The sequence below is a fragment of the Azospirillum sp. B21 genome (genome assembly GCF_008364825.1).
In the GTDB taxonomy this organism is placed as follows: Bacteria; Pseudomonadota; Alphaproteobacteria; order Azospirillales; family Azospirillaceae; genus Azospirillum.
Genome location: NZ_VTTO01000007.1, coordinates 262537 through 288360 on the forward strand (window position 1 = coordinate 262537; position 25824 = coordinate 288360).

At 68.8% G+C, this 25824-nt stretch carries 23 protein-coding genes; 10 read left to right on the plus strand and 13 right to left on the minus strand.

The window, feature by feature from the left end; all coding sequences use genetic code 11:
• Window positions 1-141: 141 nt before the first annotated feature.
• Both FZ983_RS18915 and FZ983_RS18920 read right to left on the minus strand, forming a co-directional pair.
• Window positions 142-1197, minus strand: coding sequence for an ABC transporter substrate-binding protein (locus FZ983_RS18915; protein ID WP_247883825.1), 1056 nt, complete (start codon window positions 1195-1197; stop codon window positions 142-144).
• 244 nt (window positions 1198-1441) lie between these two features.
• The gene (locus tag FZ983_RS18920; RefSeq protein ID WP_149225067.1) at window positions 1442-2395 is read right to left on the minus strand and encodes a LysR substrate-binding domain-containing protein; all 954 of its coding nucleotides are present in this window, start codon (window positions 2393-2395) and stop codon (window positions 1442-1444) included.
• A 339-nt stretch (window positions 2396-2734) separates the two neighbouring features.
• Here FZ983_RS18920 and FZ983_RS18925 point away from each other — a divergent pair, with 339 nt between their 5' ends.
• Genes FZ983_RS18925 through FZ983_RS18955 form a run of 7 tightly spaced genes read left to right on the plus strand, consistent with a single transcriptional unit; the run spans window position 2735 to window position 8295 of the window.
• On the plus strand, window positions 2735-3868 hold the full coding sequence (locus FZ983_RS18925) for an FAD-dependent oxidoreductase (protein WP_149225068.1): 1134 nt from the start codon (window positions 2735-2737) through the stop codon (window positions 3866-3868).
• Window positions 3849-4151, plus strand: coding sequence for a (2Fe-2S)-binding protein (locus FZ983_RS18930; protein ID WP_149225069.1), 303 nt, complete (start codon window positions 3849-3851; stop codon window positions 4149-4151). Before FZ983_RS18925 ends, FZ983_RS18930 begins: the two co-directional genes overlap by 20 nt.
• Window positions 4148-5611, plus strand: a complete 1464-nt coding sequence (locus FZ983_RS18935) for an NAD(P)/FAD-dependent oxidoreductase (RefSeq protein WP_149225070.1) — start codon at window positions 4148-4150, stop codon at window positions 5609-5611. The genes FZ983_RS18930 and FZ983_RS18935 overlap by 4 nt, the downstream gene beginning before the upstream one ends.
• Before the next feature lie 13 nt (window positions 5612-5624).
• Window positions 5625-6752 (plus strand): FAD-binding oxidoreductase, encoded by a 1128-nt coding sequence (locus tag FZ983_RS18940; protein WP_149225071.1) that lies wholly within the window; start codon window positions 5625-5627, stop codon window positions 6750-6752.
• 19 nt (window positions 6753-6771) lie between these two features.
• On the plus strand, window positions 6772-7119 hold the full coding sequence (locus FZ983_RS18945) for a RidA family protein (RefSeq protein ID WP_149225072.1): 348 nt from the start codon (window positions 6772-6774) through the stop codon (window positions 7117-7119).
• 33 nt (window positions 7120-7152) lie between these two features.
• Window positions 7153-7917 carry a transporter substrate-binding domain-containing protein gene (locus FZ983_RS18950; protein WP_149225073.1) on the plus strand — a complete coding sequence of 255 codons (765 nt, stop codon included), beginning with the start codon at window positions 7153-7155 and terminating at the stop codon, window positions 7915-7917.
• A 30-nt stretch (window positions 7918-7947) separates the two neighbouring features.
• On the plus strand, window positions 7948-8295 hold the full coding sequence (locus tag FZ983_RS18955; protein WP_149225074.1) for a RidA family protein: 348 nt from the start codon (window positions 7948-7950) through the stop codon (window positions 8293-8295).
• A 61-nt stretch (window positions 8296-8356) separates the two neighbouring features.
• On the opposite strand, the gene FZ983_RS18960 is transcribed toward FZ983_RS18955, so the two are convergent.
• The 10 genes from FZ983_RS18960 to FZ983_RS19005 form a co-directional block, all read right to left on the minus strand.
• Window positions 8357-9952, minus strand: coding sequence for an MFS transporter (locus FZ983_RS18960; protein ID WP_149225075.1), 1596 nt, complete (start codon window positions 9950-9952; stop codon window positions 8357-8359).
• Window positions 9949-11112, minus strand: coding sequence for an HlyD family secretion protein (locus FZ983_RS18965; protein WP_247883826.1), 1164 nt, complete (start codon window positions 11110-11112; stop codon window positions 9949-9951). Before FZ983_RS18965 ends, FZ983_RS18960 begins: the two co-directional genes overlap by 4 nt.
• Before the next feature lie 119 nt (window positions 11113-11231).
• Complete coding sequence (locus tag FZ983_RS18970) at window positions 11232-13535, minus strand: TonB-dependent hemoglobin/transferrin/lactoferrin family receptor (RefSeq protein WP_149225076.1); 2304 nt, start codon at window positions 13533-13535, stop codon at window positions 11232-11234.
• A 251-nt stretch (window positions 13536-13786) separates the two neighbouring features.
• The gene (gene hutX / locus FZ983_RS18975; RefSeq protein WP_149225077.1) at window positions 13787-14329 is read right to left on the minus strand and encodes a heme utilization cystosolic carrier protein HutX; all 543 of its coding nucleotides are present in this window, start codon (window positions 14327-14329) and stop codon (window positions 13787-13789) included.
• Between the two features lie 141 nt (window positions 14330-14470).
• Window positions 14471-15898 carry a HAMP domain-containing sensor histidine kinase gene (locus FZ983_RS18980; protein ID WP_149225078.1) on the minus strand — a complete coding sequence of 476 codons (1428 nt, stop codon included), beginning with the start codon at window positions 15896-15898 and terminating at the stop codon, window positions 14471-14473.
• Window positions 15885-16556 carry a response regulator transcription factor gene (locus FZ983_RS18985; RefSeq protein WP_149225079.1) on the minus strand — a complete coding sequence of 224 codons (672 nt, stop codon included), beginning with the start codon at window positions 16554-16556 and terminating at the stop codon, window positions 15885-15887. The genes FZ983_RS18980 and FZ983_RS18985 overlap by 14 nt, the downstream gene beginning before the upstream one ends.
• 27 nt (window positions 16557-16583) lie before the next feature.
• A complete protein-coding gene (locus FZ983_RS18990) occupies window positions 16584-17417 on the minus strand; it encodes an ATP-binding cassette domain-containing protein (RefSeq protein WP_247883827.1) in 834 nt (277 codons plus the stop codon).
• 11 nt (window positions 17418-17428) lie between these two features.
• Window positions 17429-18514, minus strand: coding sequence for an iron ABC transporter permease (locus FZ983_RS18995; protein ID WP_149225081.1), 1086 nt, complete (start codon window positions 18512-18514; stop codon window positions 17429-17431).
• On the minus strand, window positions 18511-19416 hold the full coding sequence (locus tag FZ983_RS19000) for an ABC transporter substrate-binding protein (RefSeq protein ID WP_247883828.1): 906 nt from the start codon (window positions 19414-19416) through the stop codon (window positions 18511-18513). The genes FZ983_RS18995 and FZ983_RS19000 overlap by 4 nt, the downstream gene beginning before the upstream one ends.
• 19 nt (window positions 19417-19435) lie before the next feature.
• Window positions 19436-20395: a ChuX/HutX family heme-like substrate-binding protein gene (locus FZ983_RS19005; RefSeq protein WP_149225083.1), complete on the minus strand. Its 960-nt coding sequence runs from the start codon at window positions 20393-20395 to the stop codon at window positions 19436-19438.
• Between the two features lie 343 nt (window positions 20396-20738).
• On the opposite strand from FZ983_RS19005, the gene FZ983_RS19010 reads away from it, so the two are divergent.
• The 3 genes from FZ983_RS19010 to FZ983_RS19020 all read left to right on the plus strand — a co-directional run bounded on the left by FZ983_RS19010 (window position 20739) and on the right by FZ983_RS19020 (window position 23050).
• Entirely contained in the window at window positions 20739-21512 is a 774-nt protein-coding gene (locus FZ983_RS19010; protein WP_149225084.1) for an amino acid ABC transporter substrate-binding protein, read from the plus strand.
• A 114-nt stretch (window positions 21513-21626) separates the two neighbouring features.
• On the plus strand, window positions 21627-22286 hold the full coding sequence (locus FZ983_RS19015) for an amino acid ABC transporter permease (protein ID WP_247883829.1): 660 nt from the start codon (window positions 21627-21629) through the stop codon (window positions 22284-22286).
• Window positions 22283-23050, plus strand: a complete 768-nt coding sequence (locus tag FZ983_RS19020) for an amino acid ABC transporter ATP-binding protein (RefSeq protein WP_149225086.1) — start codon at window positions 22283-22285, stop codon at window positions 23048-23050. The genes FZ983_RS19015 and FZ983_RS19020 overlap by 4 nt, the downstream gene beginning before the upstream one ends.
• Before the next feature lie 76 nt (window positions 23051-23126).
• Here the strand turns inward: FZ983_RS19020 and adhE are convergent, their stop codons facing one another.
• Window positions 23127-25796 (minus strand): bifunctional acetaldehyde-CoA/alcohol dehydrogenase, encoded by a 2670-nt coding sequence (gene adhE, locus FZ983_RS19025; RefSeq protein WP_282187006.1) that lies wholly within the window; start codon window positions 25794-25796, stop codon window positions 23127-23129.
• Between the last annotated feature and the right edge of the window lie 28 nt (window positions 25797-25824).

Below are 25824 nucleotides of genomic sequence, written 5' to 3' on the forward strand. Positions count from 1 at the left end.
CCTCTCCCCCCCGGGGAGAGGGTCGGGGTGAGGGGGATGCACAAGGGTGGATTCTCAAGAATCCTCGCCGCGCGTCCCCCTCACCCTAACCCTCTCCCCAGGGGGGAGAGGGGATAAGCCCAGCGCGGGGCAGCCCTTACCTCAGCGCTCGATCTCGCGGGTCCAGCGCTTGTTCCATGCTTCGCGGTTCTTGTTGATGGTGTCCCAGTCCACCACCAGCAGCTTGCCGACCTGCTCCGGGCCATAGGGGATGCCGGCCTGCTTCTCGACGGGCAACTCCACCGTCTTGTTCACCGGACCGAAGCCGGCGCTGACGGCCAGCGCGGTCTGCGCCTCGACGCCCAGCATATGCTGGATGAACTTCTGCGCCTCGGCCGCATTCTTGCTGCCGGCGACCTGACAGGCGGCGGAGCCCAGCACGATGCCGCCTTCCTTCGGATAGACGAAGGTGGCGGGGAAGCCGGTGTCGGCCAGCGCCTTGGCCCGGCCCGATCCCCAGACGGCGATGACGGCCTGGTTGCTCTGGAACAGCTCGGTCATCTTGCCCGGCGACGGCTCGTAGGCGAGCACGTTCTGGTTGATCTTGTCCTTGAACTCCTTGAATCCCGGCTCGATGTTGGTCTCGCCGCCGCCGTTCAGGCGGGCCATCATCACCAGCGCGTGCAGGCCATAGCTGTTGTTGATCGGCGGGATCGCCAGCTTCTTCTTGAAGCGCGGATCCTCGATGTCCTTCCAGGAGGTCGGTGCCGGGATCTTGTTCTCGTCGAAATAGGCCTTGTTGTAGAGGATGCCGGTGCCGACGGCGCCGAAGTTGATCGCCTTGCCGGACGGCATTTTCGCCAGATCGTAGAGTTGGTCGTAGACCGGCGCCTTCTCCAGGTCGGCGCAGAAATTCAGCGCCACCGCCTGATACATCGGGCCGTCGTCGAGGATGACGACGTCGATCTGCTGGTTGCCCTTCTGGGCCTGCAGCTTGGCGAGGTTGTCGGTGGAGTTGCCGGCGACATACTCGACCTTCACGCCCATCGCCTTCTCGAAGGCCGGGATGATGTCCTTGCGCATGGTCTGCTCGAAGGAACCGCCATAGGCGGCGACATAGAGCGTCTTGTCCTGAGCGGCTGCCGTCTGGACCACGGCCATGCCGCACCACAGGGCCGCCGTCGCCATCAACCCGCACATCACGGAGCGCATCGTCATTCTCCTCTTGAGCCTTGGTCCCTGTTCAGGGGTCCCTGTTCACGATCCTGGGGGTTCATCTGAGCCTGATCTTCGGACCGCACCGCGATGCGGATCCGGATCGCCATTTTACTGTTCCTCACCTTGCCGCCGCCGTTGTTGCGGGCTGTTTTTCGGGAAGGTCGCGGTCAGGACGCGGACCAAGGGTGCTGGTGTGGTCACATAACCGTCAAATCGAATAACCGCCATCATTCATCCGATAATGTTATAATTCCGTGTTCCGAACGAGTTCAGGGCCGTTCTCGGTCCCGCCCGATCCGATCAGGCTGTCGCGGAAGCGCGTGGCTTCCTCCATGAAGCCGTTGAGGAAGTCCTCGGCGATCATCGACAGCGGCACCTGGGCGGAGCGCAGGATGGCGATGTCGAAGCCGATGCGCGGTTCGAAGGCGCGGACGATCAGGCCGTGCGGGACATAATCCTGGGCGGTGAAGGGATCGACGACCGACACGCCGTAGCCGGCCGCCACCATGGCGCAGGCGTTCATGGTCAGCTGGGCCTCCACCCGCATCACCCGCGACACGTCATGGTCGGCAAAAGCGGTGTCGATGCGGGAGCGCAGCAGGGCCGGCGGGGTGGTGGAGATGAAGCTCTCCCCCTCGAAATCCTTCGGAACCAGCACATCCTTTGCGGCCAGCGGATGGCCGGGCGGCAGGATGGCGACGGCGGGAATCCCGTGGATCTTCTCGGTCAGCACCGCCGCATGATCGATGGGGGTATGTGCGAAACCAAGCTCGCACTGGCCGGTCGCCACCCAGTCCAAAATGATGGGCGAGGTGCTGCCGCGCAGCGCGATGTCCACCCGCGGCCGTTCGCTGAGGAAGCGCGCGACGTAGCGCGGCAGGAATCCCACGCCCAGCGCCGGCATCGCCGCCACCCGCAACGCCCCGCTGCGCCGGGCGGTCAGGTCGCGCGCGGTCTGCTCGATCAGTTCCAGCCCGACGAAGGCGCGGTCGACCACCTGATACAGCGAGATCGCCTCGCTGGTCGGCGCGATGCGGGGGCCGCGCCGTTCGAACAGCGTCAGCTTCAGCGCATATTGCAGGTCGCTGATCAGACGGCTCACCGCCGGCTGCGAGATGTTCAGCAGTTCCGCCGCCGCGGTGATGCCGCCGGTCAGCATCACGGCGCGGAAGGCTTCGATCTGGCGCGGATTGATCATGGCGCCGGTCTCACCCCGTCGGCCCATACATAACATTCGGTCATGAAACACCCCTTCGATCTGATTTGACAGTTATAAGTTGGCTGCCGATGCTGTCGCAAGGATCGAGGAGCGGCCAAGCGTCGCCGGGAAGCATCCCGCGGCGTCGGCCCCGTGAAAACCCTGCAGTTCGCAAGCCATCCATGCGTAAAGCCGGCGCAGCCTGGGCTTCGCGGAAGATTACGCGACGCATCGCGAAGTATTCGGCACCGCATGCGGGAGCCGGACCGGCGGATGCGCGCATCACGATAACGGCGGCGGCCGGTGCGCACGGTGTCGGCGCCGGCAGGAGTGGAGACGATGACGCAGCCCAGTCGGGGCGGAGAGTACGACGTCGCCGTGATCGGCGGCGGGCTGGTCGGATCGGCGCTGGCCTGGGGCCTCGCCCGGTCGGGCCAGAAGGTCGCGATGCTGGACGAGGGCGACATCGCCGTGCGCCCGTCGCGCGGCAACTTCGCCCTGGTCTGGGTGCAGGGCAAGGGGTTGGGCATGCCGGAATATGCCGGCTGGACCAAGCAGTCCTCCGACGACTGGAGCGGCTTCGCCGACCTGCTGCGCGAGCAGACCGGGCTGGACGTCGCCTACCGGCGCCCCGGCGGCTTCATGCCGATGCTGTCGGAAGAGGACCTGCAGGCCCGCGCCAACACCATGATGCGGCTGCACAACCAGCCGGACATGATCCGCTACCCCTACGAGGTGATGGACCGCGAGACGCTGCGCAAGGAGCTGCCCTTCATCGGACCCGACGTGGTCGGCGGCACCTATTGCCCGCTGGACGGCCATTGCAACTCGCTGCGGCTGCTGCGCACCCTGCACAAGGGCATCGGCATGCTGGGCGTCGATTACCGGCCCAACCATCGGGTGGAGCGGATCGAGCACCGCGACGGCGGCTTCCGCATGAGCACCGCCGGTGGTGAAATCCGGGCCGGCAAGATCGTGCTGGCCGCCGGCCACGACAGTGCGCGGCTGTCGCCGATGGTGGGGCTGTCGGCCCCCGTCCGCCCGCAGCGCGGCCATGTCATCGTCACCGAGAAGACCGCACCCTTCCTGCACCACCCCACCGTTTATGTCCGTCAGACCGACGAAGGCGGGGTGATGATCGGCGACAGCTTCGAGGAAACCGGCTTCGACACCACACTGCAGCCGGGCATCTCTTCGGCCATCGCAGAGCGCGCCATCCGCTTCTTCCCGCTGCTGGGCAAGCTGAACGTGGTGCGGAGCTGGGCGGCGCTGCGCGTGCTGACGCCGGACGGCTTCCCGATCTACGAGGAATCGAAGACGGCCCCCGGCGCCTTCGTCGCCACCTGCCACAGCGGCGTGACCCTTGCCGCCAACCATGCGCTGACGCTGGCGCCGCTGATCGCGGCCGGCGGCCTCGGCGACCGTTTTGCGCCATTCAGCGCCCGGAGGTTCCATGTTCCGCAGGCTGCCTGAGATCGAGACCGCGGCTGAAAAGGTTTCCTTCACCATCGACGGCCGTCCGGCCAAGGCGCGGGCCGGCGACAGCGTGGCCGCCGCCCTGCTGGCCAACGGCGTCACCGCGTGCCGCAACACGCCCGTGAGCGGGGCGGCGCGCGGTCCCTACTGCATGATGGGCGTCTGCTTCGACTGCCTCGTCACCATCGACGGGACCGGCAACCGCCAGGGCTGTCAGGTGCGCGTGGCGCCGGGCATGGCGGTGGAGACCCAGAACGGCAAGCGCGAGGTGGAGCGATGAGCGCCCAGGGGAGCAAGTTTGACTTCGACATCGCCGTCGTCGGTTCCGGTCCGGCCGGCCTCGCCGCCGCGGCGCTCGCCGCGTCCAAGGGCGCGTCGGTGGTGCTGCTCGACGAGCAGACGGAACCCGGCGGCCAGATCTACCGCGCCGTCACCGAGACGCCGGTGCGCGACCGCAAGGTGCTCGGCCCCGACTATTGGCATGGTGCCGAGCTGCTGGGTCCGCTGCGCGACAGCGGTGCCGTCCACTGGCCGGGCAGCACGGTGTGGAGCGTCGCCCGCCCGCGGGAGGACGGGCCGGACGGGGAGCGCCGCATCCAGATCGGCCTGTCGCGGAACGGTGCGGCGGCGATGCTGACCGTGCGCCACGTCATCCTGGCGACCGGCGCGCTTGAACGGCCCTTCCCGATCCCCGGCTGGACCCTGCCGGGCGTGCTGGGCGCCGGTGCGGCGCAGGTGCTGCTGAAGACCTCCGGCCTCGTGCCGTCGGGCGCCACGGTGATGGCGGGCAGCGGGCCGCTGCTGTGGCTGCTGGCCTGGCAGTATCTGCAGGCTGGCGCCCGCATCGATGCCATCCTCGACACCACGCCGAAGCAGAACTGGCGCGCCGCACTGCCGCTGCTGCCGGGCTTCCTGCGCTCGCCCTATCTCGGCAAGGGCATGAAGCTGATGCTGGAGGTGCGGCGCAAGCTGACCGTCATCGGCAACGTCACGGCACTCCGCGCCGAAGGTGGCCTTGCGGGCGAGGGCGTGCTGAAGAGCGTCGTCTACACCCGCAACGGCACCGAGCACCGGTTGCCGGCCGACACGCTCCTGCTGCACCAGGGCGTCGTCCCCAACCTGAACCTCGCCAACGCCACCGGCTGCGCCCAGCGTTGGGACGAGCAGCAGCGTTGCTGGCGCCCGACCACCGACGAGTGGGGTGCGACCTCCGTCGAAGGCGTGTCGCTGGCCGGCGACGGTGCCGGCATCGGTGGCGCCCGCGCGGCGGAAGAGGCGGGGCGGCTGGCGGCGCTCGACGCGCTGCACCGGCTGGGCCGCATCGGGCGCGAGCAGCGCGACCAGTCCGCCGCGCCGTTCCGCGCCGCGCTGGACCGCGCGCTGACCGGCCGCGCCTTCCTCGACACGCTCTACACTCCGGCGGAAGCCTTCCGCGTGCCGGCCGACGACACCATCGTCTGCCGCTGCGAGGAGATCACCGCCGGCGCGGTGCGCGAAGCGGTGCGGCTCGGCTGCTCCGGCCCCAACCAGGCCAAGAGCTTCCTGCGCTGCGGCATGGGACCATGCCAGGGCCGGCTCTGCGGCCCGACGGTGACCGAGGTCATCGCGGCGGAGCGCGGCGTCTCCCCGGCGGAGGTCGGCTATTACCGCCTGCGCCCGCCGGTGAAGCCGATCACGCTCGCCGAACTGGCAGCATTGCCGAAGACCGACGCCGACATCGACGCCGTGTTCAAGCACTGACCGGAGGCGCCCGATGACCGCCACCGCCTTACCCCGTCCCGACGTTATCGTCATCGGCGGCGGCCTGCACGGCTGCTCCGCCGCGCTGCAGCTGTCGATGCGCGGCGTGCGCGTGCTGGTTCTGGAGAAGGACCATGTCGCCCGCCATGCCTCCGGCGTCAATGCGGGTGGCGTGCGCCAGCTCGGACGCCATGTCGCGGAGGTGCCGCTGTCCGTCGCCTCGATGGCGCTGTGGCACGGCATCCGCGATCTGGTGGACGACGATTGCGGCTTCGAAAGCCACGGCCAGATCAAGGTGGCGGAGACCGAGGCCGAGCTGGAGACGGTGCGCGCCCGCGTCGCCGAACTGAACGCGCTGGGCTTCACCCATGAGGAGGTGATCGGGCAGGAGGAACTGCGCTCTCTGGTGCCGGCCATCGCCGATCACTGCGTCGGTGCGCTGGTGTCGCGCGGCGACGGGGCGGCGATCCCCTTCCGCACCACCTTCGCCTTCCGCCGCAAGGCCATCGCGCTGGGCGCCCGCTTTCAGGAGGGTGGCGCCGTGACGCGGCTGGCCCGCAAGGGCGGGCTGTGGAGCGTGGAAACGGCGGACGGTGGCCGGTTCGAGGCGCCGGTGGTGGTGAACGCCGCCGGGGCCTGGGCCGACCGCATCGCCGCGCAGGTGGGGGAGCCGGTGCCGCTGGAGGTCATCGCGCCGATGCTGATGATCACGGCGCGCGTCGCCCCCTTCATCAAGCCGGTGGTGGGTGCGACCGGCCGCACCCTGTCCTTCAAGCAGTTCCCCAACGGGACGGTGCTGATCGGCGGCGGGCTGCTGGGCCGGGCGGTGCGCGACGAAAACCGGACGGAGCTGGACTTCTCGCAGGTGTCGGTGAATGCCCGCACGGTGTGGGACCTGTTCCCGTGCATGCGCGGCGCCACCATCGTCCGCTCTTGGGCGGGGATCGAGGCGCGGATGCCGGACCAGATCCCGGTGATCGGCCCCAGCGGCACCGAACCGGATCTCTACCATTCCTTCGGCTTCTCGGCGCACGGTTTCCAGCTTGGTCCCATCGTCGGGCGGATCACCGCCGACCTGATCACGGGCGGGGCCACCGACCTGCCCATCGCCCCCTTCCGCATCGGCCGCTTCGCCGCCTGACCCATTGGAGCATCATCCCGTGACGATCCAGCGCTTCCACCCGACCCCGCGGCTCTGCGACATGGTCATCCACAAGGACACCGTCTATCTCGCCGGCCAGATCGTCGATGACGGATCGACGACGGTGGAGGCGCAGACCCGCGACGTGCTGCGCCAGATCGACGCCCTGCTGGCCGAGGCCGGGACGAGCAAGAGCAACATCCTGACCGCCACGGTCTATCTGGCCGACATCGCCACCTTCCCCGAGATGAACGCCGCCTGGGACGCCTGGGTCGACAAGGCCAATCCGCCGGCCCGCGCGACGGTGGAAGCCCGGCTGGCCGACCCGTCGATCCTGGTCGAGATCGTCGTCGTCGCGGGACTCTGACCCAATCAACCTTCGTCATTTCCGGAGCCTGCCATGAAGCGCCTCGTCACGGGCGTCGCCGCCCTCCTTCTGCTTGCGTCCGACGGCGTCGCCGCTGCGCAGGACATCCGCATCGCGACCGAGGGCGCCTACCCGCCCTTCAACTTCACCCAGCCCGACGGCAAGGTGGCGGGGCTGGAGGTCGACCTCGCCAACGCGCTGTGCGAGCGGATGAAGCGCCCCTGCACCGTCGTGGCGCAGGAGTGGGACGGCATCATTCCGGGGCTGCTGGCGAAGAAGTACGACGCCATCATGGCGACGATGAACATCACGCCGGAACGGGCGAAGGCGATCGGCTTCTCCACCCCCTACATGGTGGTGCCGGCCTATTTCGTGGCGCCGGCCAAGTCGAGCATCGACGGCTCGCCGGCCAGCCTGCGCGGCAAGACCATCGGCGCCCAGGTCTCCACCACCCATTCCCGCTATGTCGAGAAGCATCTCGGCAGCGAGGCGACTCTGAAGACCTACGACACCGCCTCCAACCTGCTGGCCGACCTGAAGGCCGGGCGGATCGACGCCGCCATCACCACCGGCGCCACCGCGTCGGACTGGGTGAAGGGCGACGGCGGCAAGTCGGTCAAGTTGGTCGGCCAGCCGGTGATCGACGCCGAGGTGTTCGGCCCCGGCATCGGCGTCGGGCTGCGCAAGGAGGACGAGAGCCTGAAGCAGTCCTTCGACGAGGCGATCCGCGCGGTCGTGCAGGACGGCACGCTGGCGCGCATCGCCGCCCGCTACGTCGATTTCTCCATCACCCCCTGAGTTCTCTTAGAAACCAAGGAGCAGTTTCCAGTGATCAAGCGCATCGAGAAGACCAAGATCATGCACCGCGTCGTCGTCAACAACGGCACGGCCTATCTCGGCGGCATCATCGCCGACGACGTCAGCGTCGGCATGGGCGGCCAGGTCACGCAGATCTGCGGCAAGCTCGACCAGGTGCTGGCGATGGCCGGCAGCGACAAGACCAAGCTGCTGTCCGCCCAGCTGTTCATCACCAATATGAGCCTGAAGAACGAGATGAACGAGGCGTGGCTCGCCTGGCTCGACGGCAACGACCTGCCGGCCCGCGCCACCATCGGTGTCGCCGACCTCGGCGCGCCGGAGATCCTGATCGAGGTGGTCGTCACCGCTGCGGTCTGATCTGCCGCCTTCATACCGTGACGCCCCGTGCCCGACGCGCGGGGCGTCATTGTTTTCGGGCCTACTGTTTCGGGGTCGGGCGCAGCAGCACGATCAGCAGAAGCCCGCCGACGATGAACCAGCCAATCACGATGAAGCCGTCGATGTAGGCCAGCACATAAGCCTGCTTGCGCACCGCCGAAGACAGCAGCGACAGGGCGCGCAGCGTCGCCTCCTCGTTGCCGGTGGAGCGGGCGGCGATGCCGGCGGCGGTGCCCGCCAACCGGTGCACGGTGTCGGGATCGCCCGCCACCACGTCGGAGACGAGGCGGAAGCTGTGGAACTGCTCGCGCATGCGGACGAAGGTCTGCATGAAGGCGGCACCCAGCTCGCCGCCGAGCAGGCGCGAGGTCTGCAGCAGCGCGCCCAGCGCCAGGATGTAGGCGGGGTTCAGGTTCTTGATGTTGAAATAGATCAGCGAGGTCATGGCGAAGGACTGGCCGAAGGCCTGCAGCATCTGCGACGGCAGGAAGTCGGCGCCGATCCAGTCGGCCGTCAGGTGCGAGGCCAGCCAGCAGGCCATGCCCACCGCGGCGAAGCCGGCCGCCATCAGCACGCGCGGATCGGCGTGGCGCAGCAGCGTGCCGACCAGCGGCGCCAGCAGGAACTGCGGCAGCGCGATCAGCAGCAGCGTGTCCCCCACCTCCAGCGCCCGGTAATTGTTCACCGTTATCAGGAATTGCGGGACGAGGAAGGCGGTCGACAGCATCACCAGCCGCAGCAGCACCAGCAGCAGGCACAGAAGCGGGATGTTGCCGCGGAACAGCGCGCTGAAGGTGATCCAGGGCTTCGGGCAGGTCAGTTCCTGCACGACGAAGGCGACGACCAGCAGTCCGCCGGCCAGGAACAGCCCGGTGATGAGGCCGGAGTTGAACCAGTCCAGCCGGTTGCCCTGGTCCAGCCCGGCATAGAGCAGGGCGAAGCCGAAACTGGCATAGGCGATGCCCCACCAGTCGCCGTCCTTCAGCAGATCGCGCCGCACCGGTTCGGCCGGCATGCCGAAATAGACGCAGAGCGCCATCAGCGGCGCCAGCAGTGCGGTGTCCCAGAACAGCCAGCGCCAGTCGAGGGTCTCGATCACCCAGCCTTCGATGGAAGCGGAGAAGTTCAGCGACAGCTCCACATTCATCGCATAGACGGCGATGCCGTAGACCAGATAGCGCGGCGGCAGGTTGCGGACGATGAAGCCGATGGTCAGCGGGATGAAGGTCCCCGACGACAGGCCGGCCAGCACCTGGAAGGTCAGGACCCCGGTCAGCGTGCCGGTCAGCGGAAGGGCCAGCGTCGCCAGCCCGTAGGTGACGGAGGAGACCAGCAGAACCCGCCGCGGCCCGAACACCACGCCGAGGAAGGCCGCGGCCGGCGCCACCAGCATCTGCGCCACCGTGTAGGCGGTGGGGATCCACGACCCCTCGTCGAAGCCGGCGCCGATGGCGCCGCGGATGTCGGCCAGACCGAAGGCGGTGATCCGTGCGGTCAGGGTGGAGATCAGCGCGCCCAGCAGCACGCCGAGCAGCCCGATGATGGGATGGTGGGTGATGGCCGGCGCCGCTTCCCGCAGCAAGCGCGGCAGCGGAAAGCGGCCCGGCGGCCGGGCGCCGGCGAGGTCGGCGCTCATTTCGCGGGATCCCCGCCCGTACCGCCTTCGCTGGCACCGGCGGTATCGATGGTCACCACCACCGACATGCCCGGCCGCAGCCGGTCGCGCAGCGGGTTGGGATCGTCCAGGACGATCTTCACCGGGATGCGCTGGACGATCTTGGTGAAGTTGCCGGTGGCGTTGTCGGGCGGCAGCAGGGCGAACTGGCTGCCGCTGGCCGGGGACTCGCCGGCCACACGGCCGGTCAGCGGCGTGTCGGGGAAGCTGTCGACCCGCACCGTCGCCGGCTGGCCGGGGCGGATGCGGGTCATCTGGGTTTCCTTGTAGTTGGCGATCACCCACACCGACGGCAGCGGCACCAGGGTGATGATCTGGCTGCCCTGCCCGACATACTGGCCGGGACGGACCTGCCGCTGGCCAACCATGCCGTCGGCCGGCGCGCGGATCGTCGTGCGGTCCAGCGTGATGCGGGCAAGATCGAGATCGGCCTGCCGCTGCAGCCGGGTGGCCTGGGCCTGACGGACCTGCACGTCGATGCCGTCCAGCGCCGCCTTCTGCTGATCGACCAATGCCTGCCCGGCCTCCAGCGACGCCTGGGCGCGTCGGGAGGTCGCCTGGGCCTGCTGCAGGGCCTGCAGCGTGCCGGCCAGCCCCTGTTCGGTCAGGGAATGCTGGCGCGATTCCTCCAGCCGCGCCCGCCATGCGTCGGCCTCCAGCCCATGGACGTTGGCCTCGGCCTGATCGACCAGGGCACGCTGGGTGCGTTTCTGGATGTCGAACTGGGCGATGGCGGCATCGGCGGCTGCCAGCGCCGCCTCCGCCTGCTCCACCCGCGCGCGGTAGTCGTCGTTGGCGATGAACGCGACCGGATCGCCGATCCGGACCCGCTGGAAATCGCCCACCGGCATGTCGCGGACGATCCCCGACACCTGGGCCGACAGCGGCGTGATGTCGGATTGCAGATAGGCGTCGTTGGTGGTCTGGCTGACCGCCGAGCCGACCCAGCGGTCCCAGCGGGTGGCGAAGGCCACCACCAGCAGGACCGCCAGCCCCAGCACCGCCAGCCGCACCACCCACGGGCTCCAGGCCACCGGCGGCGGCGCGGCCGGGGGCGGCGGAGGGGGTGGCGGGGACGGCTGCAGGTCCGATCCCCGGGTCGGCGTGGCGGCATCGGTCATCCGGGGTGCTCCGTCGCAGGTTCCTTCGGAGCGACCCTACGCGATGATCGGCGAAAAGGCGCGCTGAACCTAGGTGTAGCCTCGCTTGGATCGGCGGAGACGCCCGTCCCCGGCTCAGCTCACCATTTGACGGTGGCGTGGACGAGGAAGGAGCGTCCGGCCTCCAGGTAGCGGCGGCGGTCGGCGGAAGTCTCCGCCACGCTCACCACGTTGATGTAGTTGTAGTATTCCTGGTTGAACAGGTTCTTGACGGAGGCACCGAGCGACAGATGGTCGGTCGGGTTCAGGTAGGCCGACAGGTCGACCGTGGTGTAGGACGGCGCCTTTAGGTAGGTGGAGCTGCTGACGTCGTCGGCCTTCTTGGCGAAGGCATGGGTGGCAACGACCTCCGCACCCCAGAAATTGTCAGGCGCGGTGTAGGACAGGCCGGCGTTCACGGTCAGCGGCGCCACCTCGTCGATGGCGGTCTTGGCGTCGAGGTCGAAGCCGCGGGCGAAGGCCGCCGCGCCGAACAGAGACCAGCCCGGCTGGAAGCGCCATTCCCCCTTGCCCTCGACGCCGAAGATCTCGACCTTCGAGATGTTCTGCGACTGGTAGCGCAGCAGGCCGGCGCCGCTGCGGCCGACCGCCCGCTGGGCGATGAAGTTGCTGTAGCGGTTGTAGTAGCTGGACACCTGGAAGCTGGAGCCGTCGGCGTACTTGGCGCGGAAGCCGGCCTCGACGCCGTTGCTGGTCTCCGGCTTCAGGCTGGCGTTGGGCAGCACCTCGTAGCCGAAGGCCGGGTTGGAGAAGCCGAGGTTGGCGTCGTCATAGGGCGGCGCCCGGAAGCCGTGGGCATACTGGCCGAACAGCGAATATTCGCGGGTCAGCTCGTAGGTGGCGCCGAACTTCGGCGACAGCGCCAGCTTGTCCAGCTTCGACGGGGTGGAGGACGGGTTGGAGGCGAGATAGGCCGCGTCCAGTTCCGGGTTCATCCGGTAGTAATCGACCCGCAGGGCCGGCACCAGACGCAGCCGGTCGATGGTCACCTCGTCCTGCAGATAGCCGCCCAGCATCAGGGTGCTGGTGTTGGGGAAGGTGCGGCTGGGATAGGTGTCGCCGTTGTAGCTCTTGGCGGTGGCGCCGGTCGCCGTGTTGGACAGCGTCACGTCGCGCATGCGCTCGGTGCGGATGTGGTCGACGCTGAAGCCGTAGGAGAGGCGGTTGGGCAGCTCGAACCAGCTGGTATCGGTGCGCATGTTGACGGCACCGCCGAAGATGCGCTGTTCGGATTCGTTGTTGGTCTCTTCGCGCAGGGTGGAGCGCGCCGGGAACAATGCGTTGGTGGAGGTGGCGACGCCGGCGGTGCGGGTGCGGTTCTCCTTGTGGTCGTAGCCGGTGGCGTAGAGACGCCAGTCGAGATGGTCGACGAAGCCGATGGGGGCGTCGTGGGAATGCTCCAGCCCGATGCGCCAGCGCCTCGCCTTGTCGTCGCTGACGGAATCGGCGACGGTGCCGCGGGTGGACCGCATCGGCGCCATCGAGAAGATGTAGCTGGCGGCGGCGCCGACGTCGTTGCGCAGGGTGGTGTCGGTGTCGCGGTGGAAATGCTCGCCGGTCAGCGTGACCTTGTCGGGGCCGCGTTCCCACGCCAGCTTGGCGAGGCCGTTGTTGGACTGATAATCCTGCGGATTGCGGAAGCTCTTGTCCTTGGACTTGTACTCCTCACCGTCGCGGCGGGTGAAGATGCCGAGGATCGAGAACTCGCCCGACCGCATCGCCGCGGTGCCGGTCTCGGAGAAGGAGCTGTCGACGCTGTCGTAGGCCCCCTTCAGCGAGGCGTAGAAATCCTTGCCGGGATAGAGGTAGTCGGCCGGGTCCTTGGTGACGTAGCCGACGACGCCGCCCAGCGCATCCGACCCGTAGAGGGCGGAGGACGGACCGCGCACGATTTCCACCTGCTTCAGGGAATCGAGGTCCACCGCGTCACGGCTGTAGCCGGCGGACGGCCCGGCCGATTTCGGCGTTTCCGGCAGGCGGGTGCCGTCGATCAGCATCAGCACGCGGTTGTCGGTGATGCCGCGGATGGCGAAGCCGCCGGCACCGGCACGGGCGGGCGAGTTGCTGACCGTCACACCCGGCTCGTAGCGCGTCAGGTCCTGCAGACGGTGCAGGCCGCGCGTCTCGATCTGCTCCTCCCCGATCACGGAGATGGTGGAGGTCGCCTCGTCCAGCCGCCGCTCCCCGCGCTCGCCATAGACGGTCACGGCGTCGAGCACGGTCGCGGGCTGGCCCGCCTGCGGGGCGGCGGCCGTCTGCACCGCCGTTTGGGCAAGCGCCGTGCCGGCGCCGGCCAGGGTCAGCGCCGATACCGACAGCCACAGCGCCCGGCGCAGCCGTCCAGTCCCTGCAATCCGCTGCGGGATGCTGGGGGTTCCGGTCATCTCTGTCTCTCCTCGCTCTTTTTGGGGTCACGCCGGACCCGGCCGGCACGGTGATGTCAGTTTTGATATTGGTTATTATTCGCATTTATTGAGCGCAGAATGGGCAACGTTGCTTTTTCGGCCGTCATTCCCGCGAAGGCGGGAATCCAGACTTGCGCCCGCCCTTGCACAGGAAACCCTGGATCCCCGCCTTCGCGGGGAGGACGACTGAGGGAGGCCCTGGTCTGATCGGATGCGGAACGGTTCAACCCTCAAACGGCAGGCAGGCAGAGCCGGTCGCGCAAGGCCAGGAAGCGGTCGACCTGATCGGCCAGAAGCTGGCGCTTCTCGTCGCGGCCGACGAAGATCTTGAACATCGCCTCGCCGTCGCCGCTGAAGAAGATTACGGCGCAGCTGTCGCCGCTGCCCATGAAGGGGCGGCGGACGAAGGCGAGATCGGCGCAGCGGTCCAGGCGGATATGGCCGCCGATCGGGCTGCCGCCGGCCAGATTGTAGAAGCCGCGCCCGAACTGGCCGAGCGGCAGCGGCCCCTTGCATTCCAGCACCAGATCGGCGCTGTGGACCAGGAAGGTGATCGGCCCCCAGCCGGCGATGTCGGTCATCGCCGCCTCCGCCGCCGAACCGGGGGCGAAGCCGCGCATGGCCGCCGGCAGGCAGTCGACGACGGCGCGCAGGCTGACGCCGGTCTCCGCCGCCACCGCCTCCAGCACCCCGCCGGGTTCGGCGAGAAGCCGGGCGCGCAGGGGCTCCAATGCCGCATCCTGGCTGGCGGCAGGCGTGTGCTGTGTGGTCATGGCGGGATCCGAATGGGCAGGACGGAGGGGACGGGACATGATGTCCGGTGACATTTATGAGAATAATTCGCAGTCGCGTTTACGCTCAACCGCTCTTCCCTTAACGCCGCTTAATGTGGCGGGGCCGTCCGGTCCATCCGATCACTCCATTTGGGCATGGCGGCCGAGCCGGATGGTGACGCGGAGCCCCGGCGCATTGTCGTCCAGCAGCAGCCCGCCGCCATGCAGCGTGGCGATGGCGCCGACGATGGACAGGCCAAGCCCGTAGCCCGGCACCCCGTCCTGCGGGTTGAGCCGGAAGAAGCGCTGGACCGCCAGCGCCCGCTGGCCGGGGGCGAGGCCCGGTCCGCGGTCGGCGACGCACAGCTCCTCCCAACCGTCGCGGATGCCGGCCGACAGCCGGATCTCCCGGCCTTGGGGCGCATATTTCAGGGCGTTGTCCACGAGGTTGGCGATGGCTTGGAACAGCAGCGTACGGTCGCCGCGGATGCGCAGCCCCGGTTCGGCCGCGACCGACAGGACGACTCCCTCCTCCTCGGCCAGCGGCAGGTAGGATTCGCGGATCTCCTCCAGCAGCGGTTCGGCCTCCAGCGGTTCCATGCTCAGGCTGCAGCGGGCGGTCTCGATCTCGCCCAGCCGCATGATGGCGCGGAACAGCTGCTGGATGCGCCGGGTCTCCCCGATGCCGTCTTCCAGCGCACGGCGGATCTCCGGGTCGGCGCAGTCCTCGGCGATGCCGGCCAGCCGGTTGTGCAGGTGGGTCAGCGGCGTGCGCAGCTCGTGCGCGATGCTGCTGGAGACGCTCGACACCTCCTCCACCAGCCGGTTGACGCGGTCGAGCGTGCGGTTGATCTCGCGGCCGAGGCCGGCGAACTCGTCGTCGGTGCGGCCGACGTCGATCCGGCGGTTGCGGTCGCCCCCGGCATAGGCGGCGAGCGCCTCGCTCATCGCGCCGACCCGGCGCAGGGTGCCGGAACTGAAATAGACGCCGAAGGTCAGGCTGGTCAGCAGGAACAGCAGCACCCCGACGCCGGCGGCCAGCGGCACCGCCCGCATCTGGCTCAGCATCGGCTGGATGTCGTAGGCGTTGATGAAGCGTCCGCCGTCGGGCAGCGCCACCACCAGCGCCTGCATCTTCCAGCCGTCTGTGGCGTCCTTGCCGCGGCGTTCGACCAGCCCCGTCGGGCAGGAGGCGAGACGGGCGGGGTCGCAGTTCAGCGCGTCCAGCAGCCGCGCCGCCGTCGCGTCGTCGCCATACAGCAGCCGTCCCGAGGCATCCAGCACCAGCCGCCTGCGCGCCGTCTCCGTTTCGAACTGCGCACGCCGGCGCAGGTCGGCGGCCAGATCGGGGGCATCGCCGAACCGCCCGAGCTGGCGCTGTGTCGCGGTGTCGCGCTCCAGCAATTCGACCACATGGTCCTTGACCAGATCGGTCAGCAGGCTGCGGCTCCATAGAACGGCACCGGAGGTCACGACGACGAACACCGCACCGATGGTCATGGTCTGGCGGAAGCTGCGGGTGTCGAGCAGCGGGCGGATGCGGGCGGGAAGCCGCTCAACCAAGCGCATAGCCGATGGCCCGCACGGTGCGCAGCAGGGGCGGATCGAAATCCTTGTCGATCTTGCTGCGCAGCTTGAAGACATGCACCTCCACCAGATTGGTCGGCGGGTTGAAGCCGTAGCCCCACGCCTTTTCCAGCAGCATGGTCCGCGTCACCGTCTGGCCGGGGTTGCTCATCAGGATGTGCAGCAGGCGGAATTCCTTGTCGGTCAGCTCGATGGGCACCCCCTGCCGGGTCACCCGCCGCTGGGGCACGTCCATCACCAGATCGCCGACGGTCAGCAGGTCGCCGGGGGCGGCCATCGCCTGCCCGTGGCGGCGGGACAGATGCTCCAGCCGCACCAGCAGCTCGGCGAAGTCGAAGGGCTTGCCCAGATAATCGTCGGCCCCGGCGCGCAGCCCGGCGACCCGGTCGGAGGTCTCGTCCAGCGCCGACAGCACCAGCACCGGCGGATGGCGCGTGCCGTTCAGCCGCTTCAGCACCTCCATCCCGTCGAGCTTCGGCAGCATGCGGTCGAGCACCACGACGTCGAACGCCTCTTCCGCCAGCAGGCGCAGCGCCTCCTCGCCATCGCCGGAGAAGCGGCAGGAATGGCCGGAGCCGTTGAGCTTGGCCCCGATCCAATAGCTGACGGCCGCATCGTCCTCGACGACCAGAACGCGCAACGCCTCCTCCCTTCGCCGAAAGTGATATTAATAATCAGTCGCAAATTGGCTGTCCAGCCCGGATGGCGGCTGCCCTGTCGTGGCGAAGACGGCCCCCTGCCCGTCCGGCGCCGGCATCCGGACGAAGCGGGTGGCGAAGACGCGTTCCAGCACCGGAACCGGCAGGGCGGACATCGGACCGCTCCAGGCCTCGCGCCCATCCGCCAGCACCAGCGCGTCGTCGCAATAGCGGGCAGCCAGCGTCATGTCGTGCAGCACCACGGCGCAGGCGCCGCCGGTCCGCTCCATCCAGGTCCGCGCCGCCCGCAGCAGGTGATGCTGGTGCGCCGGATCCAGGCTGGCGGTCGGCTCGTCGAGCAGCAGGCAGGGGCCTCCGTCCGCTCCGTCGCGGTGGAGAGCTCCGGCCGCGAGCTGGGCCAGCGCGCGGGCGAAGGCGACGCGCTGGCTCTCGCCGCCCGACAGCTGGGGCAGCAGGCGGTCGCGCAAGTCCGCGGCATCGGCGGCATGCAGGCTGTCGGCGATCAGCCGCCGCCGGTCGGCGGCCGAGCAGGGTGCGGTTTCGACCGCCAGGGTGATCGCCTCCTCCACCGAGAAGGCGAAACCGGCAGCGGGATGCTGGCCGACCAGCGCCCGGCGGCGGGCGAGAAGCCGCGGCGGCAGCTCGCGCAGGTCGCGGCCGTCGAGGCGGATGGCGCCGCCGGTCGGCCGCCTTTCGCCCGACAGCAGGGCCAGCAGGGTGGATTTGCCGGCACCGTTGGGGCCGAGGATCGCCAGCAGCCGGCCGGGAACCAGATGGACGGTCACGCCATCGACCAGCCGGCGGCCGGCCACGGCGAAGGACACTTGATCGGCCTGCAGCAAGATGGGGCTCCTCAACCGAACGAACGTCCGCCGCGGGCGCGCAGCAGCCACAGGAAGACGGGGGCACCGACGGCGCCGAGCAGCAGCCCGACCGGCACGTCGGCCGGGGCGGCGATGCTGCGGGCGGTGGTGTCGGCCAGGACCAGCAGGGTCGCCGCCGCCAGGGCTGTCGCCGGCAGCAGCCGGCGGTGGACCGGCCCCAGCCACAGCCGGATCATGTGCGGAACCACCAGCCCGACGAAGCCGATCAGGCCGGAGACGGCGACCGCCGCCCCCACCCCCAGCGCCACCAGCAGAACGGTGCGCACGGCGAAGCGGTGCGGCTCCAGCCCGAGCAGGAAGGCGTCGCGCTCGCCCAGCGCATAGAGGTCGAGCCGGCGGGCGTTGGCGAGCAGTCCGGCGATAGCGGCCAGCATCAGGACCAGCGCCGGCCCGATCTGGGTCCAGCCGGCGCCGCCGAAGCCGCCCATCATCCAGAAGGTCATCTGCCGCAGCGCTTGGTCGTCGCCGAGATAGCTGCACAGGCCGATGCCGGCGCCGCCCAGCGCGTTGACGGCGATGCCGGCCAGCAGCATGTCAGTGGCCGAACAGCGCCCGTCGCGCCGCGCCAGCGCCAGGATCAGGATCGTCGCCGCCAGGGCGCCCAGGAAGGCGGTCACCGGCAGCAGGGTGGACAGCGACAGGCCGCTGCGCGACAACCCCAGCCCGGCAACCCCCAGCATCATGGTGACCGACCCGGCGAAGGCGGCACCGCTCGACACCCCGACCAGACCGGGATCGGCCAGCGGGTTGCGGAAGATCGCCTGCAGCGAAGCCCCTGCGACGCCCAGCGTGACGCCGACCGCCGCCGCCAGCACGATGCGCGGCAGGCGCAGGGTGTAGAGGACCGCCGCGTCGCGGGCGCCCAGCGGCTCGCCCGGCAGGCCGATTGCCTGCGCCAGATGCGACAGCACCCGGTCGAGCGGCAGGGCGATGCTGCCGGTGGACAGGGCAATGAGGACCGCGGCGGTCAGCGCAACGCCCAGCAGCCCGAGGGCAGGACCGAGGCGGGGGCGGCGGGCCGGGGGCACGCCGACGATGGACATGCCGATGCTCATGGCCCGTCCTTCCCAGTTTGCGCGCGCAGCAGCGCCTTGACCGCTTCCGGCGTGCGCGGACCCAGCCCGACCAGAAGCGCGCCGTCGATCTGGACGACGCGGCGGTCGCGCGCCGCCGGGGTCATCGCCAGCTGCGGCAAGGAGAGCAGGCCGTCGAGCCCGCCGGACCGTTCCACCAGCGTCCGGCTGACCAGCAGGATCTGCGGCTCGGCCGCCAGGGCGGCTTCCGCCGACAGCGGCGGGAAGTCGCGGTCGCTGTCGATGGCGTTGCGTCCACCGGCCAGCGCGATCAGGGCATCCGGCACGGTGCCGCGCCCGGCCGCCATCATGCCGCCGGGACCGCCGCCGACCAGACAGAGGATGCGGGCACCCGCCTTGCCGGAACCGGCGGCCTGCTGCGCCTCGGCCGACAGGGCGGTCAGCTGGCCGGTCAGTTCGGCGGCGAGGCGACGGCCCGCCTCCTCACGGCCCAGGGCGCGGGCGACGGCGGCGATCTTGGCGGTCAGACCGGCCGGGTCGGAGACCTCCGGCACCATCTCCACCGTCACGCCCATGGCGCGAAGCTGGTCGAAGACGGTCTGCGGCCCGGCCCCCTCGACGGCCAGCACATGGGTGGGGGCGAGCGACATCAGCCCCTCCGCCGACAGGGTACGCATGTAGCCGACATCGGGCTTCGCCGCCGCCGCGGCAGGCTGGCGGCTGGCGGTGTCGCGACCGACCACCGCATCGCCGGCCCCCAGCGCGAAGGCCAGTTCGGTCACCGGCGCCCCGATGGTGACGAGGCGCATCTTCGCCATCCCCTCCGCCGCCCCGGCAGCCGGCGCCGTCAAACAGGCGGCGATGCCTAGGGCGAGAGCGGCCAGCAGTCGGCGGCCCGGCAGTCGGCGGGGGAATGCCCGCATCATCATCGGCTCCCGCACCTCAGGCGACGCCCGGCAGGTCGGGCATCGACCGGGCGAGCGTTCGCCATTCCGTCCGTTCCGGCTTGTCCTCGTCCCGCTGGCCGCAGAGGATGGCGCAGTTCTCCCCTTGCGCGTTGTAGAGTTCGACCGTGGTGATGCCGCCCTTGTCGGTCGGCTTGAACACCACCCAGGCGCTGGACAGGCGCGCCATGTCGCAGTGCAGGCGGAAGCCGGGATCGTCGATTCCGAGCAGAGCCCTATCCGTCCGCAGCGTGGCGATCGTGCCCGTGTGGATCTGGATGCAGCCGGCATTGCCGACGAAGATCATGATCTCCATCCGGTCGTCGCGGGCGGACTCCAGAAGTCCGGTCACTGCGGCCAGCGGAATTTCGCGGGCGAAGTCGCCGCCGGCCAGACGCATGGCGTCGAGACGGGCCACGCCGAACCGCTTCAGCATCCCGTGGAATTCATGCACGTCGGCCATCGCCGCCCAGGCGGTGCGCAGGCCGGCGACGTCGATGTCGGCCGGGACAGTGGCGACCGTCCGGACCGGCGGTTCGCCGCGTTCGACCTCGTCGGCCACGTCGCCATCCGCCCGGTACTCGTCCAGGAAAGTGTCCCAAGCCGCGGCGTCGGATTCCGCCGTGCGATGGATGGCGTGGACCAGATGGCCGGCCGCATTGCGGATCAGGATGGCGCCGGCGGCCGGATCGTAAGCGGTCCGGCGCCAGTGACGGGGGAAGATCCGCAGATCGACGTCACGGTTCAGCACGATGACGGCATGGCCGTTGCCGGACACATTGCCGAAGCGGCCGATCTTCTCATGGGTGATGGCGCTGTTGGTGGTGACGACCCGGACCTGACCGAGGACGTCGAGGCGCGGCAGCACCGCCGGCCAGTCCACCTCCAGCCGCAGAAGGCCGGTCGCGGTGTTGGAGACGGTGGGCGCCTCGATGGAAGGCAGGGAGGTGTCGGGCATCGGGGAAAATCCTCGCGAGGGCTGGCGCGGCGCCGGCCGGTGACGTTTCCCAGATGATTATGATAGTCATTATCAATGACAAGGCGGGCTTCATTAACCCGCATTAATTCCGGTTCCAAGGTGTTTACGCCGATGGCGGTGAAAGCCGAACGGGTGCGTGATTTCCCAGATGGATCCGTTTGCGGTACACACAAAGCACAGTTGATATGTGCTAAATAGGTATTGGATTCCCTTGTTAGGGAATATTCTTTCCTGTAGCGTGAGGGCAACCGTCCAGCGCAAAACTGCGCCCAAGGTGGCGGACCAACCCAAGATCCACTCCATAAACACCGGGCACCAACCGATGAATTGGCTGAAATCGCTTCTCGTCGCCGGCCTTCTGCAGGTCGCCGCCGTCTCCGCCGCCCAGGCCCAGAGCGACCTCGACCGCATCAAGGCGGACGGCGTGATGAAGATCGGGACCGAGGGCACCTATGCCCCCTTCACCTATCACGACGCCTCCGGCGCGCTCGTCGGCTTCGACGTCGAGATCGGGCGCGAGGTCGCCAAACGCATCGGCGTGAAGGCGGAGTTCCTGGAAGGCAAGTGGGACGGCCTGATCGCCGGCCTCGACGCCCGCCGCTACGATGCCGTGATCAATCAGGTCGGCATCACCGAGGCACGCAAGGCCAAGTACGACTTCTCCGATCCCTACATCACCAGCCGCGCGGTGCTGATCGTGCGCGGCGACAATGACGCGATCAAGAGCTTCAACGATCTGAAGGGCAGGAAATCGGCGCAGTCGCTGACCAGCAATTTCGGCAAGCTGGCCGAGGCGTCGGGCGCGCAGCTGGTCGCCACCGACGGCTTCGACCAGTCGATCCAGCTGGTCCTGAACGGACGGGCCGAGGCGACGGTCAACGACAGCCTGTCCTTCCTGGACTTCAAGAAGCAGAAGCCGAACGCCAACGTGAAGATCGCCGCGACCCAGGACAATGCCGACCAGTCCGGCATCATCGTCCGCAAGGGCGAGGCCAAGCTGGTCGCCGCCATCAACGAGGCGCTTGCCGCCATGAAGGCCGACGGCACCTACGGGACGATTTCGCAGAAGTATTTCGGCGCCGACGTTTCCAAGTAACCGCCAATCAAGCGGTAAACCGTTTCCAATGCCCCCTGCCCCGACCGGGCCGGGGGCATTGTCGTTCCTTCACCACGAGAGGCACCTTCCCCCTTGCTGCACTGGCTTACCCTGATGGCGGACTCGCTTCCGTCGCTGCTGTGGGCGGCACTGGTCTTCACCGTGCCGCTGACGCTGGCATCCTTCGCGCTGGGCCTGACGGTCGGACTGGTGGCGGCGGTGGTCCGTCTGTTCGGGCCGGCGCCGCTCGCCGCCGTCGTCCGCTTCTATGTCTGGATCATCCGCGGCACGCCGCTGCTGGTGCAGCTGTTCCTGATCTTCTACGGCCTGCCCAGCGTCGGCATCGTGCTGGACGCCTTCCCGGCGGCGCTGATCGGCTTCACGCTGAATGTCGGCGCCTACACCTCGGAGATCATCCGCGCCGTCATCGGATCGGTGCCGAAGGGGCAGTGGGAGGCTGCCTATTCCATCGGCATGAGCTGGTCGCAGGCGATGCGCCGCACCATCCTGCCGCAGGCCGCCCGCGTCGCGGTGCCGCCCCTGTCCAACACCTTCATCTCGCTGGTCAAGGACACCTCGCTCGCCGCCGCCATCACGGTGCCGGAGCTGTTCCAGGCCGCCCAGCGCATCGTCGCCACCAGCTACGAGCCGCTGATCCTCTATGTGGAAGCGGCGCTGATCTATCTGGCGCTGAGCTCCATCCTGTCTGCGCTGCAGGTCCGGCTGGAACGCCGGTTCGGGCAGTATGGCGGTTTCCTGGAGGCCAAGTCGTGATCCGGCTATCGAACATCGAAAAGCGTTTCGGCGAGCTGACCGTGCTGAAGGGCGTGTCCGTGACCGTGGCGGAAGGGCGCGTCACCGCGCTGATCGGCCCGTCCGGCGGCGGCAAGAGCACGCTTCTGCGCTGCATCAACCTGCTGGAAATCCCGACCTCCGGAACCGTGCGCATCGGGGAGGAGGAACTTTCCTTCCAGCCCGGCGGCAAGCCGACCTGGAAGGACATCCAGCGGCTGCGCGGCCAGACCGGCATGGTTTTCCAGAACTTCCAGCTCTTCCCCCACCGCACGGCGGTGGAGAATGTGATGGAAGGGCTGGTGACCGTGCAGAAATGGCCGGCGGAAAAGGCGCGCGAACGCGCGATGGCCCTGCTGCACAAGGTCGGCATGGCCCACAAGGCCGATGCGTGGCCGGCGACCCTGTCGGGCGGCCAGCAGCAGCGCGTCGCCATCGCCCGCGCGCTGGCGCCGTCGCCCCGCGTGCTGCTGTGCGACGAACCGACCTCCGCGCTGGACCCCGAACTGTCGGGCGAGGTGGTGGAGGTGCTGGGCACGCTGGCGGCGGAGGGCACCACCATGGTGATGGCCACCCACGACCTGCGCCTCGCCTCGCGCATCGCGCATGAGGTGGTGTTCCTCGACGGCGGCGAGGTGGTGGAGACCGGCCCCTCGCGGGAACTGTTCACCCACCCCAAGCGCGAGCGCACACAGCGCTTCATCGCCACCCTGACCCAGCAGGGGCAGCAGGGCGAAGGCGTCTGAAAACGCGTCGGGGGCCGCCGGGCGCGGGGTTGTCACCCCGGCTCGACGACCCCAGACGATCACGCAAGGTTGGGCTTTATTCGGCGGCTGTTTTCGTCTGGCCGACCACGCTCAGCACCGCCGGGCTCCGGTCGCTCTCCGGCTCGGCATAGGCGCGGCCATAATAGCTGTCGATGAGCAGCTGCCTGATCTCGGCAACCAGCGGATAGCGCGGGTTGGCGCCGGTGCACTGGTCGTCGAAGGCCGCCTCGGCGATCGCATCGACCCGCGCCAGGAACGCCGCCTCCGGCACCCCCGCCGCCTGGATCGAGGCCGGGATCTCCAGGGCCTGCTTCAGCTCCTCGACCCAGCCGATCAGCTTCTCCACCCGCTCATGGTCGCGGCTGCCGCCCAGTTCCAGATGCCGGGCGATCTGCGCATAGCGCGCCACGCCCTTGGGCCGGTCATACTGGCTGAACGCCGTTTGCTTGGTCGGGATGTCCGCCGCGTTGTAGCGGATCACGTTGGCGATCAGCAGCGCGTTGGCGATGCCGTGCGGAATGTGGAACTCCGCCCCCAGCTTGTGCGCCATCGAATGGCAGACCCCAAGGAAGGCGTTGGCAAACGCGATGCCGGCCAGCGTCGCCGCATTGTGCACCAGCTCCCGCGCCTTCGGGTCCTTCGAGCCGTTGCGGTAGGCCGAGGGCAGGTTCTCCTTCAGCAGCTTCAGCGCCTGCAGGGCCTGCCCGTCGGTGTACTCGTTCGCCACCACCGAGACATAGGCCTCCAGCGCATGCGTCACCGCGTCGATGCCGCCCGCCGCCGTCAGCCCCTTGGGCATGTCCATCACCAGGTTGGCGTCGATGATCGCCAGCGTCGGCGTCAACTCGTAATCGGCGATCGGGTATTTGGTGCCGGTGCGCTCGTCGGTCACAACGGCGAAGGGCGTCACTTCCGAGCCGGTGCCGGACGTGGTCGGCACCGCCACCAGCTGCGCCTTCAAGCCCAGCTTGGGGAAGGTGTAGATGCGCTTGCGGATGTCCATGAAGCGCAGCGCCAGATCCTCGAACGCCACCTCGGGCGCCTCGTACATCACCCAGATGATCTTGGCCGCGTCCATCGGCGAGCCGCCGCCCAGCGCCAGGATCACGTCGGGCTGGAAGGCATTGGCCAGAGCGACGCCCTTGCGCACCACCGCCAGCGTCGGGTCGGCGCTGACCTCGAAGAAGGTCTCCACCTCCAGCCCCAGCGACTTCAGCACGCGGACGCTCTCGGCGACATGGCCGTTCTCGAACAGGAAGCGGTCGGTGACGATCAGGCAGCGCTTCTTGCCGCGCAGCTCCTCAAGCGCAAACGGCAGGCAGCCGCGGCGGAAGTAGATCGACTTGGGCAGCTTGTGCCACAGCATGTTCTCCGCCCTCTTCGCCACCGTCTTCTTGTTGATCAGGTGCTGCGGCCCGACATTCTCGGAGATCGAGTTGCCGCCCCACGACCCGCAGCCCAGCGTCAGCGACGGCGCGAGGCGGAAATTGTAGAGGTCGCCGATGCCGCCATGCGACGACGGCGTGTTGATCAGGATGCGGGCGGTCTTCATCTTGTCGCCGAAATGGCGGATGCGTTCGGCCTGCTGGTCCTGGTCGGTGTAGAGGGCGGAGGTGTGGCCGATGCCGCCGAGCGCCACCAGCGCGGCGGCCTTGTCGCAAGCCTCATGGAAGTCCTTGGCGCGGTAGAGCGCCAGAGTGGGCGACAGCTTTTCATGGGCGAAGGGCTCGGCCTCGTCGACGTCCGTGACTTCGGCGATCAGCACCTTGGTGGCTTGGGGGACGGTGAGGCCGGCCATGGCAGCGATGGCGTGGGCGGGCTGGCCGACGATGTCGGCATTCAGATGGCCGTCGGTCAGCAGGACCTTGCGCACGGCATCGGCCTCGCGGGCCGACAGGATGTAGCCGCCATGGTGGGCGAAGCGGTCGCGCACGGCGTCATAGACGGCATCGACCACCACCGCCGACTGTTCGGACGCGCAGACCACGCCGTTGTCGAAGGTCTTGGACATCAGGATGGAGGCCACCGCGCGCTTGATGTCGGCGAACTCGTCGATGACGGCCGGGGTGTTGCCGGCGCCGACGCCGATGGCGGGCTTGCCCGACGAATAGGCGGCCTTGACCATGCCCGGCCCGCCGGTGGCGAGGATCAGGTTGATGTCCGGGTGGTGCATGACGGCGTTGGAGAGCTCCAGCGAGGGCTCGTCGATCCAGCCGATGATGTCGTCGGGGGCGCCGGCCTCGACCGCGGCGGCGAGCACCAGGCGGGCGGCCTCGCAGGTCGATTTGCGGGCGCGGGGATGGGGGGAGAGGACCAGTCCGTTGCGGGTCTTCAGCGCGATCAGCGCCTTGAAGATGGCGGTGGAGGTCGGGTTGGTGGTGGGGACAATGCCGCAGATCAGGCCGACCGGCTCGGCGATGGTGAGGATGCCGGCATCATCGTCCTCCGACAGGACGCCGCAGGTCTTGTCGTCCTTGTACTTGTTGTAGATGTATTCGGCGGCGAAGTGGTTCTTGATGACCTTGTCTTCCATCACGCCCATGCCGGTCTCCGCCACCGCCATCTTGGCGAGCGGAATGCGGGCGTCGGCGGCGGCAAGCGCCGCGCTGCGGAAGATCAGGTCCACCTTCTCCTGCGGATACTCGGCGAAGCGCGCTTGCGCCGCCTTCACGCGCGAGATCAGGGCGTTCAGGTCGGAGAGGGTCGTGACGGTCATGGTCATCATCCACTTGCTGTCCGCGAAGAACGCCGTG

Bases quoted from the DNA above. Each gene is read 5' to 3' on its own strand.
- FZ983_RS18915 (WP_247883825.1), bottom strand. From the start codon at position 1,197: ATGACGATGCGCTCCGTGATGTGCGGGTTGATGGCGACGGCGGCCCTG.
- FZ983_RS18920 (WP_149225067.1), bottom strand. From the start codon at position 2,395: ATGATCAATCCGCGCCAGATCGAAGCCTTCCGCGCCGTGATGCTGACC.
- FZ983_RS18925 (WP_149225068.1), top strand. From the start codon at position 2,735: ATGACGCAGCCCAGTCGGGGCGGAGAGTACGACGTCGCCGTGATCGGC.
- FZ983_RS18930 (WP_149225069.1), top strand. From the start codon at position 3,849: ATGTTCCGCAGGCTGCCTGAGATCGAGACCGCGGCTGAAAAGGTTTCC.
- FZ983_RS18935 (WP_149225070.1), top strand. From the start codon at position 4,148: ATGAGCGCCCAGGGGAGCAAGTTTGACTTCGACATCGCCGTCGTCGGT.
- FZ983_RS18940 (WP_149225071.1), top strand. From the start codon at position 5,625: ATGACCGCCACCGCCTTACCCCGTCCCGACGTTATCGTCATCGGCGGC.
- FZ983_RS18950 (WP_149225073.1), top strand. From the start codon at position 7,153: ATGAAGCGCCTCGTCACGGGCGTCGCCGCCCTCCTTCTGCTTGCGTCC.
- FZ983_RS18960 (WP_149225075.1), bottom strand. From the start codon at position 9,952: ATGAGCGCCGACCTCGCCGGCGCCCGGCCGCCGGGCCGCTTTCCGCTG.
- FZ983_RS18965 (WP_247883826.1), bottom strand. From the start codon at position 11,112: ATGACCGATGCCGCCACGCCGACCCGGGGATCGGACCTGCAGCCGTCC.
- FZ983_RS18970 (WP_149225076.1), bottom strand. From the start codon at position 13,535: ATGACCGGAACCCCCAGCATCCCGCAGCGGATTGCAGGGACTGGACGG.
- hutX (WP_149225077.1), bottom strand. From the start codon at position 14,329: ATGACCACACAGCACACGCCTGCCGCCAGCCAGGATGCGGCATTGGAG.
- FZ983_RS18980 (WP_149225078.1), bottom strand. From the start codon at position 15,898: ATGCGCTTGGTTGAGCGGCTTCCCGCCCGCATCCGCCCGCTGCTCGAC.
- FZ983_RS18995 (WP_149225081.1), bottom strand. From the start codon at position 18,514: ATGAGCATCGGCATGTCCATCGTCGGCGTGCCCCCGGCCCGCCGCCCC.
- FZ983_RS19000 (WP_247883828.1), bottom strand. From the start codon at position 19,416: ATGCGGGCATTCCCCCGCCGACTGCCGGGCCGCCGACTGCTGGCCGCT.
- FZ983_RS19005 (WP_149225083.1), bottom strand. From the start codon at position 20,395: ATGCCCGACACCTCCCTGCCTTCCATCGAGGCGCCCACCGTCTCCAAC.
- FZ983_RS19010 (WP_149225084.1), top strand. From the start codon at position 20,739: ATGAATTGGCTGAAATCGCTTCTCGTCGCCGGCCTTCTGCAGGTCGCC.
- FZ983_RS19015 (WP_247883829.1), top strand. From the start codon at position 21,627: ATGGCGGACTCGCTTCCGTCGCTGCTGTGGGCGGCACTGGTCTTCACC.
- adhE (WP_282187006.1), bottom strand. From the start codon at position 25,796: ATGATGACCATGACCGTCACGACCCTCTCCGACCTGAACGCCCTGATC.